Origin of the sequence: Bacillus sp. SKDU12 (assembly GCF_010093085.1) — a bacterium.
GTDB lineage: Bacteria > Bacillota > Bacilli > Bacillales > Bacillaceae > Bacillus > Bacillus mexicanus.
In genome coordinates, this window is the sequence record NZ_MSRC01000003.1 from 394,586 (window position 1) to 410,548 (window position 15,963).

Consider the following 15,963-nt stretch of genomic DNA (forward strand, 5'->3'; position numbering starts at 1 on the left):
TACAAGGAGAGATAGATAGATTATGGCACATAGAATTTTAATTGTAGATGACGCAGCATTTATGCGAATGATGATTAAAGATATTTTGGTGAAAAACGGTTTTGAAGTAGTAGCGGAAGCTGAAAATGGAGCACAAGCAGTAGAAAAATATAAAGAGCATTCTCCTGACCTCGTTACTATGGATATCACGATGCCTGAAATGGACGGTATTACAGCTTTAAAAGAAATTAAACAAATTGATGCACAGGCAAGAATTATTATGTGTTCTGCTATGGGACAGCAATCAATGGTTATCGATGCTATTCAAGCAGGCGCTAAGGATTTCATCGTAAAACCTTTCCAGGCAGACCGTGTGCTTGAAGCAATCAACAAAACATTAAGTTAAAGGGTGTACGACTGTTGAGGAAGAGTCAATATTTCATCGCTTTTATTTGTTTTTTCGTTCTATTCAGTGTACATCCGATGTCTGCCGCCGCGGCAGACTCTAATAATTCAACTGTAAACGAATGGTTCAAAAAGAAAGATGAAAAAACTGCAGATAAATCAGAGCATAAGGAAGAAAAAACAACACAAACTGCTGATGAGACGGAGGGAGCGGCAGCTCCTTCTGTCTCAGCTTTTGATTTTGTGAAGATGATTTTCGCTTTACTGTTTGTTATCGTACTGATTTATGGGCTTGTTAAGCTCATGAACAAAAGAAATCGCCTCCTAAAGCCTTTTCAATACGTTGAAAATATAGGTGGCACATCGGTCGGTCAAAACAAGTCTATCCAATTGATTAAAGTCGGAAAAAGTGTGCTTGTCGTTGGTGTAGGAGAGACGATCCAGCTGCTGAAAGAAATCGAGGATGAAAAAGAGACTGAAATCATTCTAAGCCAGCATGAAGAGGCGATGTCAAACAAAATAGAATGGCAAAAATTTGTGAAACCGCTGAAGGGTTCTGAACAGCAGCCACAGGAAAAATCGCTTTCCTTTTCAAAAGCATTAAAAGAGCAGCTTGAAGAGTTAAAACAAAATCGTTCTGAAGGAAAAAAGAAAGGCCCACGTCATCATGAATGAGTTTATAAATATTTTCAGTTCAAGTGATCCGGAAAACGTAAGTTCAACTGTTAAATTACTATTATTATTAACTGTATTTTCAGTGGCGCCTGGAATATTGATTCTTATGACTTGTTTTACTCGCATCGTCATTGTTCTGTCATTTGTCAGGACTTCACTGGCGACGCAATCTATGCCGCCAAACCAGGTTCTTGTCGGACTTGCGCTATTTTTAACGTTTTTTATTATGGCTCCTACGTTTTCAGAGATTAATAAAGAAGCGCTGACTCCATTAATGGACAACAAAATCAGCTTGGACGAAGCGTATACGAAAGCTGAAGAACCGATTAAAGAATTTATGAGTAAACACACAAGGCAGAAGGATTTGGCGCTGTTTATGAATTACGCGAAAATGGATAAACCTGAATCACTAAAGGATATTCCGCTCACAACAATGGTTCCCGCATTTGCCATATCGGAACTCAAAACAGCGTTTCAAATCGGTTTTATGATTTTTATCCCATTTTTAATTATAGATATGGTAGTGGCGAGCGTCTTAATGTCAATGGGGATGATGATGCTCCCTCCAGTTATGATTTCTCTGCCCTTTAAAATATTACTTTTTGTTTTAGTAGACGGCTGGTATTTAATTGTGAAATCTTTGCTTCAGAGCTTTTAGGGTAGGTGCTAAATGTGAGTTCAGAATTTGTAATTTCTATGGCAGAAAAAGCCGTATACGTAACGCTGATGATCAGCGGGCCATTATTGGCTATCGCTTTGCTGGTCGGTTTAATCGTCAGTATATTTCAAGCGACAACTCAAATCCAAGAACAGACTTTGGCGTTTATTCCGAAAATCGTGGCAGTTCTACTCGCCCTGATTTTTTTTGGACCATGGATGCTGTCCACCATTCTTTCATTTACAACAGAGCTGTTTTCTAATTTAAACCGTTTTGCAGGGTAATGTAGAGATGAATTCAATTATTGACTTATTTCCTGCTTTTTTATTGGTTTTTATTAGAATCTCTGCTTTTTTTGTAACGGTTCCGTTATTCGGACATCGGAATGTTCCAGCTGTTCATCGTATTGGGTTTGCTTTTTTTCTCGCAGTCATTTGCTTCAGCACCATTGATAAACCTCCCTCTTTGGAGATAGATGGACAATATATGCTTCTAACGTTTAAAGAAGCTTTGGTGGGTCTTTGTCTAGGATTGATTGCTTATATGATGCTGGCTGCAGTGCAGATTGCCGGTTCATTTATTGATTTTCAAATGGGATTTTCAATTGCGAATGTTATTGATCCGCAAACTGGTGCACAAAGCCCGTTAATCGGCCAGTTTATCTATACGATGGCACTTTTGTTTATGCTGAGCGTCAATGCCCACCACTTACTGCTGGACGGTATTTACTACAGCTTTCAGTATATTTCTGTTGATCAGGCATTTCCGAATTTCGGTGACGAGAAGTTTGTTTATTTTATCGCGAAAAGCTTTAATGCGATGTTTATTATCGCTTTTCAAATGTCAGCGCCGGTTGTGGCTAGTTTGTTTCTCGTTGATTTAGCATTAGGTATCGTAGCCCGAAGTGTTCCGCAATTAAATGTATTTGTGGTCGGTCTGCCTTTAAAGATCGCTGTCAGTTTTATCATGCTCATTGTGTGTATGTCCGTTATGTTCGTTGTTGTGCGGAATGTTTTCAGCTTAACGATTGAAACGATGCGGAATCTTTTAGCATTGGTCGGTGTTTCTTAATGAAGCTTAGGATTGACCTGCAGTTTTTTGCAGGTGAGAAGACAGAGAAAGCCACTCCGAAAAAACGGAAGGATACGAGGAAAAAAGGGCAGGTAGCCAAAAGCTCGGATGTCAATACCGCTATTTCTTTATTAGTCATATTTCTTTCGTTTATTGCGATCGGTCCGTATATGAGAGACAGGCTGCTGTCATTTATAGAGACGTTTTATACCGATTTGCTCACAATGAAGCTATCAGAATCTAATGTTCATACACTGTTTATCAGTTTATTAAAGGACATGGGCATAATACTTGCTCCGATTTTGCTTGTCGCTCTTATTGCAGGCGTTGCCAGTAACTATTTGCAGGTCGGGTTCTTGTTTTCTGCTGAAGCAATACAGCCTAAACTTGAAAAGCTGGATCCGATTAAAGGCTTTAAACGAATATACAGTATGAGGGCAATTGTAGAACTGATCAAATCCATATTAAAAATCACAGTTGTCGGTTTTGCGGCATTCGCTGTACTTTGGCTGCATTATGGAGAAATTCTCCGGCTTCCGCTTTTGACACCCGCAGAGGTGCTTTCTTTTGTTTCAAAACTGACCTTATGGATGGGGCTGAGCGGTGCAGGCGCTTTGTTAATACTTGCGGGTCTTGACTATTTATATCAGAGGTTTGACTATGAGAAAAACATCAAAATGTCAAAGCAGGATATAAAAGATGAGTACAAAAAATCTGAAGGAGATCCGATCATCAGGTCTAAAATCAAACAAAGACAGCGGGAAATGGCGATGAGGCGGATGATGCAGGAAGTTCCAAAAGCAGATGTCATTATCACCAACCCGACCCATTACGCGATTGCCTTGAAATATGATGAAGGAAAAATGGACGCTCCTTATATTGTTGCAAAAGGTGTTGACCATATGGCATTAAAAATCAGGAAAATTGCTAAAGAGCATGATGTCATGATGGTAGAAAACAGGCCGCTTGCCCGTGCGTTATATGATCAGGTGGAAATTGACCAGGCTGTGCCGGAAGAATTTTTTAAAGCTTTGGCAGAAATTTTGGCTTACGTATATAAAACAAAACAAAAAGTATATTGAATTTTTCGATTTAAAAGGAGAGAAAAAACAGCATGTCAACAAGAGATTTATCCGTTTTAATAAGTGTTGTCCTCATTGTGGCGATGCTGGTGATTCCATTTCCTCCATGGCTGTTAAGTATTTTGATCATTATTAATATTTCTCTTGCGTTGATCGTGCTTCTCACCACAATGAATATGCAAGAAGCGCTTCAGTTTTCAATTTTTCCGTCACTGCTTCTGCTTTTAACCCTGTTTCGTTTGGGCTTAAACGTTTCAACGACCCGTTCCATTCTTTCACATGGTGAAGGAGGAAAAGTGGTCGAGACGTTCGGAAATTTCGTTGTCGGCGGAAATGTATTAGTTGGACTTGTTGTATTTATCATCCTGATTATTATTCAGTTTGTCGTCATTACGAAAGGTGCTGAACGTGTTTCTGAGGTTGCGGCAAGGTTTACGCTGGACGCAATGCCAGGGAAGCAGATGAGTATTGATGCTGATTTAAATGCTGGGATGATTACCGAACAGGAAGCGAAGCATCGTCGTGAAAAAGTGGCAAGAGAAGCAGACTTTTATGGAGCAATGGACGGTGCCAGCAAATTTGTAAAAGGTGACGCGATTGCCGGGATCATTATAGTGATGATCAATATTATCTTCGGTATCGTGATCGGAATGCTTCAGCAAGGCATGTCCATTCAAGAGTCAGCTTCAAAATTTACGATGCTGACCGTAGGGGATGGAATTGTTTCGCAAATTCCGGCGCTGTTAATTTCAACAGCTACAGGTATTGTCGTGACAAGAGCAGCCTCTGAAGGAAACTTAGGACATGACATTACAGGTCAGCTGTTTGCTTATCCAAAACTTTTATATGTCGCAGCATCTACGATTTTGCTTCTTGGTATTTTCACTCCGATTGGCATTTTTCTGACGGGGCCGCTTGCAGGGCTGCTTGCTTTTGGCGCTTATATGCTTTCTAAATCAGGTAAGGAAAAAGAAGAAGTGGATGAGGTTCTCGAGGAAGAGGCCGAGGTCGACGATCTTAAAAGTCCTGAAAGTGTCGTTCAGCTACTGCACATTGATCCGGTAGAATTTGAGTTTGGATATGGTTTAATACCGCTTGCGGATGCAAATCAAGGCGGTGATTTATTAGACCGAATTGTGATGATTCGCCGTCAGCTGGCCCTGGAACTTGGACTGGTTATCCCTGTTGTGCGCATCAGAGACAACATAGCGTTGCAGCCTAATGAATACCGTTTGAAAATTAAAGGCAACGAAGTAGCGAAAGGCGAGCTGTTGCTTGATCATTATTTAGCAATGTCGCCTACACCTGAAGACGATCTCATAGAAGGGATTGAAACAGTGGAACCGTCGTTCGGACTGCCGGCCAAATGGATTGGCGAATCGGTAAAGGATGAAGCTGATATGCTCGGTTATACAGTTGTCGATCCTGCTTCAGTCGTTTCGACCCATATTACGGAGAAAATCAAGCAGTATGCCCACGAATTGCTCGGAAGACAGGAGACGAAACAACTGATTGATCACTTGAAGGAGACGTATCCAGTCCTTGTGGAAGAGGTTACGCCGAATCCGCTGTCTGTCGGAGATATTCAAAAGGTGCTGGCTAAGCTTTTAAAAGAAAAAGTGTCAATCCGAAACTTAGTCACGATTTTTGAAACGCTTGCTGACTACGGAAAATTAACAACAGATTCTGATCTTTTGACAGAGTATACAAGACAGGCACTGGCTAAGCAAATAACCGCCCAGTTCGCCAAGGAAAATGAAGTGCTGAAGGTTGTTACTTGCTCGGGCCGTGTAGAAAAGGCAATTGCCGATGGTGTACAGCAAACAGAACACGGGAATTATTTATCGCTTGAACCAGATGTTTCAGAAAGCATTGTACGCTCTGTCGCTAAAGAAGCCGAACAGCTCTCATTACGTCAGGAAACGGCAATTCTTCTTTGTTCGCCGCCTGTCAGAATGTATGTGAAACAGCTTCTGGAACGATACTTCCCTGATCTTCCGGTACTTTCTTATAACGAACTTGAGGCAAATGTTGAGGTTCAAAGCATTGGAGTGGTGGATATTTAATGAAAATAAAAAAATTTACTGCTGCTTCAATGCAAGAAGCGGCACTACTCATCAGAAAAGAGTTAGGTAATGAAGCAGTCATATTAAATTCGAAAAAAATCAAAAAACGAAAATGGTTTGGCCTCATTAACAAGCCTGCTGTTGAAGTTATTGCCGTATTAGACCAGGATTTCCTTGAGCAAAAAGTGCCTCAAAAAGCAGCTGAGCCGAAACAAATATTAAAAACTCCGGTCAGCAATCCGAAAAAAGAGGAGAGGATATTTCCTCCTCAAATTTCGGTGCAACAAGAGCCCGGTGATTTTTCAGCCTATCAATCCGTACTTCCTGAGCCGCTGCGAAAAGCAGAGAAGCTATTGCAAGAAACGGGAATTAAAGAGTCAGCGAAGACGAGCATTTTGAAAAAAATGCTTCGCTATTCTGTGGAGGCAGGCGGTCTGACGGAAGAAAACGTGGTTGGCAAACTTCAGGATATATTATGTGATATGCTGCCTTCAGCAGACAAGTGGCAGGAGCCTATTCACTCAAAGTATATCGTGTTGTTTGGTTCAACAGGAGCTGGAAAAACAACAACGCTGGCTAAGCTCGCAGCCATATCTATGCTTGAAAAAAATAAAAAAATTGCCTTTATTACAACGGACACGTATCGGATAGCAGCTGTCGAACAGTTGAGAACCTATGCCGAGCTGCTGCAGGCTCCTCTGGAAGTGTGCTATACAAAAGAAGAATTCCAGCAGGCAAAGGAGTTATTTTCTGAGTATGATCATGTGTTTATTGATACAGCCGGAAGAAACTTCAAGGAGCAGCAATACATTGATGAATTGAAAGAAACGATTCCTTTTGAAAGCAGTATTCAATCATTTCTCGTTTTATCCGCGACTGCAAAATATGAAGATATGAAGCATATTGTCAAACGGTTTTCTTCCGTTCCTGTCAATCAGTTTATTTTTACGAAAATAGATGAAACGACTTCCTTAGGTTCTATATTTAATATTCTGGCAGAATCAAAAATAGGAGCAGGTTTTATAACGAACGGCCAAAATGTGCCGGAGGATATACAGACTGTATCTCCACTTGATTTTGTAAGGATGCTGTGCAGATGAACAGATTTGACCAAGCAGCAACTTTACGGGCGGAAATGGAAAAACGTCAGCATGTTCTGCCAAGGGTTTATTCGCAAAAAGCGAAGACAATTGCTGTTATAAGCGGCAAGGGCGGTGTCGGAAAATCCAATATTACCTTAAATATGGCCATCGCGCTTCAAGATAAAGGTAAGAAGGTGCTGCTCATCGATCTTGATATCGGGATGGGGAACATTGATATATTAATGGGAAACTCACCGTCCGCCACGATTATCGATGTATTAACTGACCGCAAGCCGTTAATGCAGTCATTATCCATTGGGCCAAAGGGTTTGCGGTATATATCAGGCGGAACCGGTCTTGATGTGATGTTTCAGTTGGATCAAAGAAAATGGACGTTTTTTTCCAATGAGCTTTCTCACGCGTTGGGCCAGTTCGATTATGTACTGTTTGACATGGGAGCGGGCTTATCAAAAGATCAACTGCCTTTTATTTTGTCGGCAGAAGATATTTTGATTATAACAACTCCCGAACCGACGGCCATCATGGACGCATACAGCGCTGTCAAGCATTTGGTTTTGACGGAGAATAAACTTTCAATGAAGGTCGCTGTCAATCGGTGCAGCGATCAAAAGGAAGGGCTGGACACTTTTACCCGTCTTTCCCGCACGATTCATATGTTTTTGGATGTTCAGGTTCAGTTTGCGGGCTCCGTTTCTGACGATGCGATCGTGAGCAAAGCGGTTGTCGAACAGGTTCCTTTTTTCATAAAAAACCCTCAGGCAAAAGCTAGCCGGTCAGTCCGACTTTTAGCGGACGCCTTGTTTGAAAGAGAAGAAACAAGACATAAAGAAGAAAAACAGACATTTATTGAGAAATTATCTTCTTTTTTAATGAGGAGGGCTTAATTTGATTCGTGTGCTTGTAGTTGATGATTCAGCTTTCATGAGAAAAATGATAAGTGATTTTCTAACCGAAGAACAGCAGATAGAAGTAATCGGAACTGCGAGAAACGGAGAAGAAGCACTTAAGAAAATTGAATTGCTAAATCCTGATGTTGTAACTCTTGATGTTGAAATGCCGGTCATGAATGGGACAGACACACTGCGCAAAATCATTGAGATTTATAACTTGCCGGTCATCATGGTGTCAAGCCAGACCGAAAAAGGAAAAGAGTGCACAATTAATTGTTTAGAGATCGGTGCCTTCGACTTTATCACAAAGCCATCTGGTTCTATTTCTCTGGATTTGTACAAAATTAAAGAACAATTAGTTGAGCGTGTCATGACGGCTGGGCTATCTGGCAAGAGGACACGTCCTGTATCGCAGGCGGCAGTACGGCCTGCACCTATCGTGCGTGCTGTAAAGCTTGAAAGCAGCAAACTGAAACCCGGCACAGGCAGACAAATTGTATGTATCGGCACATCAACTGGCGGTCCAAGGGCGTTACAAAAGGTAATACCGAAGCTCCCTAAAGATTTAGACGCACCAGTGATTGTTGTTCAGCACATGCCTGAAGGTTTTACTGCTTCTTTGGCTGAGCGGCTGAATCATTTATCTGACATTCAAGTAAAAGAAGCGAAAGATGGTGAAGCGGCTCATAATGGCTGTGTATACATAGCACCGGGAGGAAAAAACATATCCGTGATCAAAAACAGCGGGGGACTCCAAATTGTGCTTGATAACCTCGATACGCCAAGCCGTCATAAACCATCTGTTGATTATTTATTCCGTTCTGTCAGTAAATTGGCAGACTATGAAAAAACAGCGGTTATCATGACCGGCATGGGCAGTGACGGCACTGCCGGCTTAAAGGACATGCTTGCGGCCGGCAATGTGAAAGCCATTGCGGAGTCTGAAGAATCTTGTGTCGTATATGGGATGCCAAAAGCAGCTGTTAAAGCGGGCCTCATCCATGAGGTTAAACATGTGGAAGATATCGCAGCATCCATTGCTAGCTGTGTGAAAAAAGAGAGGGTGTGATTCAAATGGATATGAATCAGTATTTAGATGTCTTTATTGATGAGAGTAAAGAGCATTTACAAACATGTAATGAAAAGCTTCTCCTTTTAGAGAAAGACCCGACTGACCTTCAGCTCGTTCATGATATATTCAGAGCTGCCCATACATTAAAAGGGATGAGCGCAACGATGGGCTATACAGACTTAGCACATCTAACCCACTTGCTTGAAAACGTTCTGGATGCAATCCGAAACGGAGACATGGCCGTTACCCCAGAGTGGCTGGATGTTTTATTTGAAGCTCTGGATCACCTGGACGCTATGGTTCAGTCTATTATTGATGGCGGAGATGGTAAAAGAGATATCTCAGAAGTGAGCGCCAAGCTTGATGTAAATGGAGCGCACGCGGAAACGGCTGCCACTGCGGAAACTGCAGAAGCACAGCATTCAGCAAGTGATTGGGAATATGATGAATTTGAACGAACTGTCATACAAGAAGCGGAGGAGCAAGGCTTCAAACGGTATGAAATCAAGATTTCTCTAAACGAAAACTGTATGTTAAAAGCAGTTCGTGTCTATATGGTGTTTGAAAAACTTAATGAAGTCGGAGAAGTAGCCAAAACAATCCCGAATGCAGAAGTGCTTGAAACAGAAGATTTCGGCAATGACTTTCAAGTTTGTTTCTTAACACATCAATCAGCAGAAGAGATTGAACAATTAATCAATGGCATTTCAGAAATTGAGCATGTTGAAGTTATTCAAGGAGCTCCTTTAACATCAGCTGAACAGCCGGAAGCATCTAAGCCGGCAGATTCGCCTGCATCTGTATCTGCGAAGCAGGAGAAGCAAAAGCAGCCTGCTAAAAACGATGAACAGGCAAAACATACGGCCGGCGGATCTAAAACAATTCGTGTCAACATTGAGAGACTCGATTCATTAATGAATTTATTTGAAGAGCTTGTCATTGATCGCGGGCGCCTTGAGCAAATTGCAAAAGAACTTGAGCATAATGAACTGACTGATACGGTTGAACGAATGACGAGAATTTCGGGAGATTTGCAATCCATTATTCTTAATATGAGAATGGTTCCGGTTGAAACCGTTTTTAATCGGTTCCCGAGAATGATTCGCCAGCTTCAAAAAGAGCTGAATAAAAAAATCGAACTCTCGATTATCGGTGCGGAAACTGAATTGGATCGAACAGTGATTGATGAAATCGGTGATCCGCTCGTTCACTTGATCAGAAACAGTATCGACCATGGAATCGAAGCGCCGGAAACACGTTTGCAAAAGGGAAAAGCAGAATCAGGAAAAGTTGTACTTAAAGCCTATCACAGCGGCAACCATGTCTTTATCGAAGTCGAGGACGACGGTGCAGGCCTTAATCGTAAAAAAATTCTCGAAAAAGCGCTAGAACGCGGAGTCATTACGGAAAAAGAATCCGAAACCTTAGAGGATAATGAAATTTACGAATTGATTTTTGCGCCAGGGTTCTCAACTGCTGATCAAATTTCTGATATTTCCGGGCGCGGTGTGGGACTTGATGTTGTGAAAAATAAACTGGAGTCTCTTGGCGGTTCAGTCAGTGTGAGATCTGCCGAAGGGCAAGGTTCTCTATTCAGCATCCAGCTGCCGCTCACGCTGTCCATTATTTCAGTTCTGCTGGTCAAATTGGAAGAAGAGACATTTGCCATTCCAATTTCTTCAATCATTGAGACGGCAGTTATTGACAGAAAAGACATTTTGCAAACGCATGGCCGAGAAGTGATTGACTTTAGAGGGCACATTGTCCCTGTCGTTTATTTAAAAGAAGAGTTTAAAATAGAAGATACAAGACAAGATGCGGAACAGCTCCATATCATTATCGTGAAAAAAGGCGACAAACCTACTGCATTTGTGGTCGACTCCTTTATTGGCCAGCAGGAAGTTGTACTGAAATCACTCGGTGATTATTTAACAAACGTCTTTGCAATTTCCGGAGCTACTATTTTAGGAGACGGAGAAGTAGCGCTCATTATTGATTGTAATGCACTGATTATTTAACCATTCGAGGAGGTGTCTCACATGACTGCAGAAATTAAAACCGGCGAAAAAATGATTGTTTTTATGGTGAATGGCAAAGAGTATGCCATATCTGTCACTCAGGTGAAATCGATTGAAAAATGGCAAAAGCCAACAAGAGTGCCTGGTGTCGAACCATATATTTGCGGGGTAATCAATTTGCGCGGAGTGGTAACCCCGGTTATTGATTTAAGAAAACGCCTGAACTTGCCAGAGTATGAAATTACCGATGAAACACGAATTATCATTATTGCTTATCGTGATACTGAAATCGGCTGGATTGTGGATGAAGCGAATGATGTGATTACCGTGCACGAAAATGAAATTGAATCCGCACCAGAAAGCATTCAAAAAGATACGGATGTGTCAATCGAACAGATTGTAAAACAAGAGAACAGACTCTTAAATATTATTGATGCGAACGCGGTTTTGGATAAAGAATCATCTCAGTCCGCTGTGCCCGATCAAGCTTAATCTAAAGGGGTTATGACATGAGTATTTTTAATGGAATCAAAGAAGAGCAGATGGACATTTTGCGGGAAGTCGGCAATATAGGCGCCGGCCATTCCGCTTCTGCGATGGCCCAGCTGTTAAATAGAAAGATAGATATGGAAGTCCCGTTTGCAAAGCTGCTGTCTTTCGATGAGCTTGTCGATTTTTTCGGCGGTGCTGATACCCCGGTTGCCAGCATCTTTTTAAGAATGGAAGGCGATTTAACGGGTTCGATGTTCTTTATAATGCCTTTTTATCAGGCGGAACAGTTTATTAGAGAGCTGATCGGAAACCCCGATTTTGATATAGAAGACTTAGGTGAAGATCATATAAGCTCATCCGCTTTACATGAACTGGGCAATATTTTAGCAGGGTCATATTTAACAGCCTTGGCGGATTTGACGAAACTCCAGCTGTATCCAAGTGTTCCAGAAGTGTCATTGGACATGTTTGGTGCTGTGATCAGCGAAGGGCTGATGGAGCTCAGCCAGGTTGGAGAACACGCTATTGTTGTTGACGCGTCAATTTTTGACCAAAGCCATCAGCAAGAACTGAAAGCGCATATGTTTATGCTGCCGGACTATGATTCATTTGAAAAGCTCTTTGTCGCTTTAGGTGCATCATTATGAGTACAAGTGAGGCTGTTGTTGTAAAGGTTGGAATTGCTGACGTGAAAATCGCCCGCTTTCCGGACACCATCAGGACCTCTGGGTTGGGATCATGTGTCGGACTGGTGCTTTATGATAAAGAAAAGCAAACGGCGGGGCTCGTCCATGTTATGCTGCCGGATTCGACGCTGTCAAAAACGCCAGAACTAAATCAGGCTAAGTATGCTGACACTGCCGTCAAGACAACGATTGATATGCTGATAGAAGCGGGTTGCCGGAAATTTGCATTAAAAGCAAAGCTGGCCGGCGGATCAGAGATGTTTAAATTTAAATCGACAAACGATTTGATGAAAATAGGACCGAGAAATGTTTTAGCGATAAAGGAACAGCTGTCTTTATATAACATTCCTATTGTGAGTGAAGATACGGGCGGCTCAAGCGGCCGGACGATAGAATTTGAACCGAAGTCCTGCATGCTGCATATTCGAACTGTTAAACAAGGTGAAAAAACGATTTAATTAAGGTATTAGGGGGATAACAATGCAATCCTTGAATTATGAAGATCAGGTGCTTTGGACGCGCTGGAAAGAGTGGAAAGATCCTAAAGCCGGTGATGATTTAATGCGCCGTTACATGCCGCTTGTCACATATCATGTAGGCAGAATTTCTGTCGGACTGCCGAAATCAGTGCATAAAGACGATCTTATGAGCCTTGGTATGCTTGGTTTATATGATGCCCTTGAAAAATTTGACCCCAGCCGGGACTTAAAATTTGATACCTACGCCTCGTTTAGAATTCGCGGCGCAATTATAGACGGGCTTCGTAAAGAAGATTGGCTGCCCAGAACCTCACGCGAAAAAACAAAAAAGGTTGAAGCAGCGATTGAACAGCTTGAACAGCGCTATCTCCGGAACGTATCGCCCGCAGAAATTGCAGAGGAACTCGGAATGACGGTGCAGGATGTAGTGTCAACAATGAATGAAGGTTTTTTTGCAAACCTTCTGTCAATTGATGAAAAGCTTCATGATCAAGATGATGGGGAAAACATTCAGGTTATGATCAGAGATGATAAAAATGTTCCGCCCGAAGAAAAGATCATGAAAGATGAATTAATTGCACAGCTTGCTGAAAAAATTCATGAACTCTCTGAAAAAGAACAGCTGGTAGTCAGTTTGTTCTACAAAGAGGAGCTGACACTGACAGAAATCGGACACGTATTAAATCTTTCTACGTCCCGCATATCACAGATCCATTCAAAGGCACTATTTAAATTAAAGAATCTGCTGGAAAAAGTGATTCAATAATCAATTTCATGGTTAGCGAGTGAAAAACATGTCAACACTATTATGGCTTTTAAGCTTTACGCTCCACGGCATTCTTCTGTACGCTGTCGTGATCCTGTATATGAGGCTCGCAGCTGTGAAGGAAACTGAAAAACAGCAAAAGACAATACTTGAAGAGACGGAAAACACGTTGGCGGCATTTCTTCTTGAATTAAAAGAAGAAAATGAGAAATTGATAGAAAATACCGCTTCACCTTCAAGTCAAATGAAAGAAGAAACCCAAAAGACAGATCTTCGGCTCGCTGAAAAAGAGTCAGAACAGGAGGCGGTTCAAGAAGAAGAGAATTTTCTTGAACATATTGAAGGTCTGATTACTGAAGTTGAGCGTCAAGAAGAGAACGTAAACAGCAATACACAATCATTTGAAGACAAGGTCATGGAATTATATGAGCAGGGGTACTCGGCCAGTCAAATTGCTCAGAAACTGAAAAGCGGAAAGACAGAAATCGAGCTGTTTTTAAAATTTCGCTCCAAAGGTGTAAAGGATTCTTGATTGTCGGATAAAGCTGTGTTATATTATTTCTTGGTGTTAAATACACACGCTTAACGATTTATGCAGAGGGTGCTGCAGGCGGCAGTTCTGCACAAAAATGACTTAAGCGGAGGAAAAAAAACCATTATATTAGGAGGAAATAACATGTCAGTCATTTCTATGAAGCAATTGCTTGAAGCTGGTGTTCACTTCGGTCACCAAACACGCCGTTGGAACCCAAAAATGAAGCGTTACATTTTCACGGAGCGTAACGGAATCTACATCATTGACCTTCAAAAAACAGTCAAAAAAGTAGAGGAAGCTTACAACTTCACTAAAAATCTTGCTGCTGAAGGCGGAAAAATCCTTTTCGTCGGAACAAAAAAACAAGCTCAAGATTCTGTTAAAGAAGAAGCTCAGCGCTCTGGCATGTACTATGTCAACCAACGTTGGTTGGGTGGTACATTAACAAACTTTGAAACAATCCAAAAACGTATTAAACGTCTTAAAGACATTGAAAAAATGCAAGAAAACGGTACGTTTGATGTGCTTCCTAAAAAAGAAGTCGTTCAATTGAAAAAAGAATTAGAGCGTCTTGAAAAATTCCTAGGCGGAATTAAAGATATGAAGGGTCTTCCTGATGCATTATTCATCATCGATCCTCGTAAAGAGCGTATCGCTGTTGCGGAAGCTCACAAATTAAACATCCCTATCATCGGTATCGTAGATACTAACTGTGATCCAGATGAAATCGATGTTGTAATCCCAGCGAACGATGACGCTATCCGCGCTGTTAAACTTCTAACTTCTAAAATGGCAGATGCAATCTTAGAAGCGAAGCAAGGCGAAGAAGAAGCGGAAGTTGCTGAAGAAACTGCACCAGAAACAGAAACAACAACTGCGTAACCTATTCAAAAGGTGATAAGAGGGACTGCCTTTTATCACCTTTTTTCAAGAAAAATGTGTAATATACATACTCTTGTTTAAACATATAAGGAGGAATACAAATGGCTATTACTGCACAGCAAGTAAAAGAACTGCGTGAAAAAACTGGCGCGGGCATGATGGATTGTAAAAAAGCGTTAACTGAAACTGACGGAGATATGGATAAAGCAATTGACCTTTTAAGAGAAAAAGGGATTGCGAAAGCAGCGAAAAAAGCTGACCGTATCGCAGCGGAAGGTTCTACTCTTATTAAAACTGACGGCAACAAAGGTGTTATCTTAGAAGTAAACTCTGAAACTGACTTCGTGGCGAAAAACGAAGGCTTCAAAGAACTTCTTAACACGTTAGCTGATCACCTTCTTGCAAATACTCCAGCAGATGTTGAAGAAGCACTGAAACAAAAAATGGAAAATGGCTCTACTGTTGAAGAGTACATCACAAGCGCAGTTGCTAAAATCGGTGAAAAAATCACTCTTCGCCGCTTTACAGTTCTTACAAAAGACGACAGCTCTGCATTCGGTGCATACCTTCATATGGGCGGCCGCATTGGAGTATTAACTGTTCTGAACGGTACAACTGAAGAAGACATTGCAAAAGATATCGCTATGCACGTTGCTGCTGTTAACCCTCGTTACATTTCTCGTGATCAAGTATCTGAAGAAGAAAGAAATCATGAGCGCCAAATCTTAACTCAGCAAGCCCTTCAAGAAGGAAAACCTGAAAACATTGTAGCGAAAATGGTTGAAGGCCGTCTGAACAAATTCTTCGAAGAAATTTGTCTTTTAGACCAAGCGTTCGTTAAAAACCCAGATGAAAAAGTGAAACAAGTTGTGGCAGCGAAAAACGCAACTGTTCAAACTTTTGTCCGCTATGAAGTGGGAGAAGGCATTGAAAAACGTCAAGAAAACTTTGCTGAAGAAGTAATGAACCAAGTGAAAAAATAATGGCGAAAAGATTTCGCGGCCTAGTCGCGTCTTTTCAGGCAGTATAGGGGACACACTTTGTGTTCCCTATTTTTAAAACTATATTTACAAACCTTTTTTTCTCTTGCATAATAGAAAACGG

Annotated in this window: 18 protein-coding genes; all 18 read left to right on the forward strand. The window is 41.4% G+C overall.

Annotated features, from left to right (window positions below; genetic code table 11):
- The first annotated feature begins 22 nt into the window (after positions 1-22).
- The 18 genes from cheY (at position 23) to tsf (ending at position 15,842) form a co-directional block, all read left to right on the forward strand.
- Entirely contained in the window at positions 23-385 is a 363-nt protein-coding gene (cheY, locus tag BTW01_RS03285; protein ID WP_014476812.1) for a chemotaxis protein CheY, read from the forward strand.
- Between the two features lie 14 nt (positions 386-399).
- On the forward strand, positions 400-1,059 hold the full coding sequence (gene fliZ, locus BTW01_RS03290; protein WP_162101604.1) for a flagella biosynthesis regulatory protein FliZ: 660 nt from the start codon (positions 400-402) through the stop codon (positions 1,057-1,059).
- Positions 1,052-1,717, forward strand: a complete 666-nt coding sequence (gene fliP / locus BTW01_RS03295) for a flagellar type III secretion system pore protein FliP (RefSeq protein WP_162101605.1) — start codon at positions 1,052-1,054, stop codon at positions 1,715-1,717. The genes fliZ and fliP overlap by 8 nt, the downstream gene beginning before the upstream one ends.
- Positions 1,718-1,731: 14 nt before the next feature.
- Positions 1,732-2,001 (forward strand): flagellar biosynthesis protein FliQ, encoded by a 270-nt coding sequence (gene fliQ / locus BTW01_RS03300; protein WP_003220888.1) that lies wholly within the window; start codon positions 1,732-1,734, stop codon positions 1,999-2,001.
- A 7-nt stretch (positions 2,002-2,008) separates the two neighbouring features.
- Positions 2,009-2,788: a flagellar biosynthetic protein FliR gene (fliR, locus tag BTW01_RS03305; protein WP_162101606.1), complete on the forward strand. Its 780-nt coding sequence runs from the start codon at positions 2,009-2,011 to the stop codon at positions 2,786-2,788.
- Positions 2,788-3,870 carry a flagellar biosynthesis protein FlhB gene (gene flhB / locus BTW01_RS03310; protein ID WP_162101607.1) on the forward strand — a complete coding sequence of 361 codons (1,083 nt, stop codon included), beginning with the start codon at positions 2,788-2,790 and terminating at the stop codon, positions 3,868-3,870. Before fliR ends, flhB begins: the two co-directional genes overlap by 1 nt.
- Positions 3,871-3,902: 32 nt before the next feature.
- On the forward strand, positions 3,903-5,936 hold the full coding sequence (gene flhA / locus BTW01_RS03315; RefSeq protein WP_162101608.1) for a flagellar biosynthesis protein FlhA: 2,034 nt from the start codon (positions 3,903-3,905) through the stop codon (positions 5,934-5,936).
- Positions 5,936-7,036, forward strand: coding sequence for a flagellar biosynthesis protein FlhF (gene flhF, locus BTW01_RS03320; protein WP_162101609.1), 1,101 nt, complete (start codon positions 5,936-5,938; stop codon positions 7,034-7,036). The genes flhA and flhF overlap by 1 nt, the downstream gene beginning before the upstream one ends.
- Positions 7,027-7,923: a MinD/ParA family protein gene (locus BTW01_RS03325; protein WP_162101610.1), complete on the forward strand. Its 897-nt coding sequence runs from the start codon at positions 7,027-7,029 to the stop codon at positions 7,921-7,923. The genes flhF and BTW01_RS03325 overlap by 10 nt, the downstream gene beginning before the upstream one ends.
- A 1-nt stretch (position 7,924) precedes the next feature.
- Positions 7,925-8,998, forward strand: coding sequence for a protein-glutamate O-methylesterase CheB (gene cheB / locus BTW01_RS03330; RefSeq protein ID WP_162101611.1), 1,074 nt, complete (start codon positions 7,925-7,927; stop codon positions 8,996-8,998).
- A gap of 5 nt (positions 8,999-9,003) precedes the next feature.
- Positions 9,004-11,019: a chemotaxis protein CheA gene (gene cheA / locus BTW01_RS03335; RefSeq protein WP_162101612.1), complete on the forward strand. Its 2,016-nt coding sequence runs from the start codon at positions 9,004-9,006 to the stop codon at positions 11,017-11,019.
- Positions 11,020-11,040: 21 nt separating this feature from the next.
- Positions 11,041-11,511: a chemotaxis protein CheW gene (gene cheW / locus BTW01_RS03340; RefSeq protein WP_162101613.1), complete on the forward strand. Its 471-nt coding sequence runs from the start codon at positions 11,041-11,043 to the stop codon at positions 11,509-11,511.
- A 17-nt stretch (positions 11,512-11,528) separates the two neighbouring features.
- Positions 11,529-12,158, forward strand: coding sequence for a CheY-P phosphatase CheC (gene cheC / locus BTW01_RS03345; RefSeq protein ID WP_162101614.1), 630 nt, complete (start codon positions 11,529-11,531; stop codon positions 12,156-12,158).
- Positions 12,155-12,655: a chemoreceptor glutamine deamidase CheD gene (gene cheD, locus BTW01_RS03350; protein ID WP_162101615.1), complete on the forward strand. Its 501-nt coding sequence runs from the start codon at positions 12,155-12,157 to the stop codon at positions 12,653-12,655. Before cheC ends, cheD begins: the two co-directional genes overlap by 4 nt.
- A 22-nt stretch (positions 12,656-12,677) precedes the next feature.
- On the forward strand, positions 12,678-13,442 hold the full coding sequence (gene sigD, locus BTW01_RS03355) for an RNA polymerase sigma-28 factor SigD (protein WP_162101616.1): 765 nt from the start codon (positions 12,678-12,680) through the stop codon (positions 13,440-13,442).
- A gap of 28 nt (positions 13,443-13,470) precedes the next feature.
- Positions 13,471-13,974 (forward strand): DUF6115 domain-containing protein, encoded by a 504-nt coding sequence (locus BTW01_RS03360; RefSeq protein WP_162101617.1) that lies wholly within the window; start codon positions 13,471-13,473, stop codon positions 13,972-13,974.
- 144 nt (positions 13,975-14,118) lie between these two features.
- Entirely contained in the window at positions 14,119-14,859 is a 741-nt protein-coding gene (rpsB, locus tag BTW01_RS03365; RefSeq protein ID WP_162101620.1) for a 30S ribosomal protein S2, read from the forward strand.
- A 101-nt stretch (positions 14,860-14,960) separates the two neighbouring features.
- On the forward strand, positions 14,961-15,842 hold the full coding sequence (gene tsf / locus BTW01_RS03370) for a translation elongation factor Ts (RefSeq protein WP_162101621.1): 882 nt from the start codon (positions 14,961-14,963) through the stop codon (positions 15,840-15,842).
- The last annotated feature ends 121 nt before the right edge of the window (positions 15,843-15,963 follow it).

Coding starts and splice junctions, on each gene's coding strand:
- cheY (WP_014476812.1), top strand. CDS start 23: ATGGCACATAGAATTTTAATTGTAGATGACGCAGCATTTATGCGAATG.
- fliP (WP_162101605.1), top strand. CDS start 1,052: ATGAATGAGTTTATAAATATTTTCAGTTCAAGTGATCCGGAAAACGTA.
- fliR (WP_162101606.1), top strand. CDS start 2,009: ATGAATTCAATTATTGACTTATTTCCTGCTTTTTTATTGGTTTTTATT.
- flhB (WP_162101607.1), top strand. CDS start 2,788: ATGAAGCTTAGGATTGACCTGCAGTTTTTTGCAGGTGAGAAGACAGAG.
- flhA (WP_162101608.1), top strand. CDS start 3,903: ATGTCAACAAGAGATTTATCCGTTTTAATAAGTGTTGTCCTCATTGTG.
- flhF (WP_162101609.1), top strand. CDS start 5,936: ATGAAAATAAAAAAATTTACTGCTGCTTCAATGCAAGAAGCGGCACTA.
- cheA (WP_162101612.1), top strand. CDS start 9,004: ATGGATATGAATCAGTATTTAGATGTCTTTATTGATGAGAGTAAAGAG.
- cheW (WP_162101613.1), top strand. CDS start 11,041: ATGACTGCAGAAATTAAAACCGGCGAAAAAATGATTGTTTTTATGGTG.
- cheC (WP_162101614.1), top strand. CDS start 11,529: ATGAGTATTTTTAATGGAATCAAAGAAGAGCAGATGGACATTTTGCGG.
- cheD (WP_162101615.1), top strand. CDS start 12,155: ATGAGTACAAGTGAGGCTGTTGTTGTAAAGGTTGGAATTGCTGACGTG.
- sigD (WP_162101616.1), top strand. CDS start 12,678: ATGCAATCCTTGAATTATGAAGATCAGGTGCTTTGGACGCGCTGGAAA.
- BTW01_RS03360 (WP_162101617.1), top strand. CDS start 13,471: ATGTCAACACTATTATGGCTTTTAAGCTTTACGCTCCACGGCATTCTT.
- rpsB (WP_162101620.1), top strand. CDS start 14,119: ATGTCAGTCATTTCTATGAAGCAATTGCTTGAAGCTGGTGTTCACTTC.
- tsf (WP_162101621.1), top strand. CDS start 14,961: ATGGCTATTACTGCACAGCAAGTAAAAGAACTGCGTGAAAAAACTGGC.